The organism is Mycobacterium sp. UM_Kg1 (genome assembly GCF_000972925.1).
GTDB lineage: Bacteria > Actinomycetota > Actinomycetes > Mycobacteriales > Mycobacteriaceae > Mycobacterium > Mycobacterium hiberniae.
The window spans coordinates 1-2,354 of the sequence record NZ_JRMK01000275.1 but is presented as its reverse complement, the minus strand read 5'-3'; the positions used below and the strand labels follow the sequence as shown (position 1 = coordinate 2,354).

Sequence of the window (2,354 nt, the reverse complement as noted above, 5' to 3'; positions counted from 1 at the left end):
GCGTTCTTCAGCAGCTCGCACTTCACTCGGAGGTCTTCGTCATGTCACCACGCCACGCCGTACCCAACGTCCGTGGTCAGTACAACTAGTTGTCCGTGGCGTCTTCACGCCGGCCGGGCGCGAAGTAGTCGAACGCGGCCCGCATCTCGCCCACCGTCTTGTCGGTGCCCTGCAGCGAGAGCGTCACGTCACCGAATGACCCTGCCCCCGGCCTGCTGCGGCCGCCGACCGCGGCAGCGTCGTTGAGGTAGAGGTAGGCCAGCTGCACCCGGCCGGCGTCCACGGTCCTGACCCGCTCGATCGCGCTCCAGGGAATCACCCGGTTGCCGTCGCGCCGCCGGTAGACACCGTCGGCGTCGATGCGGACCTGAACGCCCGACTGAACCAGCCGCCCGGCGAGCACCGCCACGCCGAGACCGAAGAAAACGATCGCGCACCACCCGAAGATGCCCAGCGCCTCCGGCGACCAGCCGCGGATGGGGCCGACCGGCCCGAATCCCCCGACCAGCCACACCCCGGCCAGGACGAGCGCGACAGCGATGGCGAGCAGCGCGGCGATTTTGCGCCGGTCCAGGTGCGCTTCGAACGGCATGGTGACCTCCCCGGCGACGACTGTACGGGGGGCCGCAGTGCGCCGAAAGCCGGTTTCGCACACTTCAGACGGTTCGTCTGTCAAGATGTCAGGCAGTCCATTCACTAGACACAATGTCCAGCTAAGCCCCCTGCGGCGGGAGGAGCGCGACACGATGGCCTCGACGGCTGATGGCCTGGGACCCCAACCGGCGCACTACGATCCCGAATGGGTCCGCGCCAAGTACGCGCTCGAACGCGACAAGCGGCTGCGACCCGACGCCGTGAACCAGTTCATCGAGGTCACCGCGGATTTCTCCCACTACGCCGACGACCCGTGGACCGAGCGCGCCGAGCGGGCCCCGGTGCACGACCACGTCCAGGTGGCGATCATCGGCGCCGGCCTGGGCAGCCTGGTCGCGGCCGCGCGGCTGCGTGAGTCGGGCATCGACGACATCCGGTTGATCGACACCGCCGGCGACGTCGGCGGCACCTGGTATTGGAACCGCTACCCCGGCGTGCAGTGCGACGTCGAGTCCTACATCTATCTGCCACTGCTCGAAGAGCTGAACTACGTCCCCACCGAGCGCTACGCGCACGGCCCGGAGATCCGCGCGCACCTGCAGAACATCGCCCGGCACTATTGCCTGTACGACAACGCATTGCTGGGCACCACCGTCACCGGCCTGCACTGGGACGAAGCCGCCAAGCGGTGGCAGATAACCACGGATCGCGGCGACACCTGCACCGCCACCCTGGTCGCCGTATCGCCCGGCTCGCTGACCCGGCCGAAGCTTCCGGGTATCCCGGGCATCAACGAATTCCGCGGCCACACCTTCCATACCAGCCGGTGGGACTTCGGCTACACCGGTGGCGACGAATCCGGCGGGCTGACGAAGCTCACCGACAAACGCGTCGGCGTCATCGGCACCGGGTCCACGGGACTGCAGTGCATCCCGCACCTCGGTGAGTGGGCGCAGCAGCTCTACGTGTTCCAGCGCACCCCGAGCACGGTTTCGGTGCGCGGCAACCGCCCCACCGACCCGCAGTGGGCGGCCAGCCTCAAACCGGGCTGGCAACGCGAACGCATGGAGAACTTCACCCGCGTCACCTGCGGAGTGGAGATGGAGCTCGACCTCACCGACGACGGCTGGACACACAAGGCACTCGAACTGAGCGAGGCCGCCGTCGTGCGCGAGACCCAGCGACTGGGCCGTGAGATGACGGCCACCGAGATCTCCGACTTTTTGTTCCACGCCGATTACCTCGCGATGGAGCGGTTGCGCGCGCGGATCGACCAAACCGTGCGCGACCCCAAGACCGCCGAGGCGCTCAAACCCTGGTATCGGCTGAACTGCAAGCGCCCCGGCTACCACGACCAGTACCTCGACACCTTCAACCGGGACAACGTCAGGCTGGTCGACACCGACGGGCGCGGCGTCGAGCGCTTCACCGAGACCGCCGTCGTGGTCGACGGGACCGAATACGACCTCGACGCGCTGGTCTTCGCGACCGGCTTCGAGGTGGGCACCGAATTCACCCGGCGGCTGGGCTTCGAGATCATCGGCCGCAACGACGTGCGGCTCAGCGACGCCTGGGCGAAGGGCATGCGGACCCTGCACGGTCTGCAGGCCCACGGCTTTCCCAATTGCTTCTTCCTCGGCTACACCCAGTCCGGGGTCTCGCCCAACTACACCCACACCGCCGAAGAACGCGCCCGGCACTTCGCCTACCTGGTCACCACATTCGTGCAGCGGGGCGCACACACCATCGAGGCCACCAAG

At 67.8% G+C, this 2,354-nt stretch carries 2 protein-coding genes; one reads left to right on the top strand and one right to left on the bottom strand.

Annotated elements, in window-relative coordinates; translation table 11 throughout:
* Positions 1-85: 85 nt before the first annotated feature.
* Positions 86-592: an STM3941 family protein gene (locus tag LI92_RS20965; RefSeq protein ID WP_046322366.1), complete on the bottom strand. Its 507-nt coding sequence runs from the start codon at positions 590-592 to the stop codon at positions 86-88.
* 154 nt (positions 593-746) lie between these two features.
* On the opposite strand from LI92_RS20965, the gene LI92_RS20960 reads away from it, so the two are divergent.
* Positions 747-2,354, top strand: a 1,608-nt coding sequence (locus LI92_RS20960; RefSeq protein ID WP_046322364.1) for a flavin-containing monooxygenase, incomplete at its 3' end; no start/stop codon positions are given.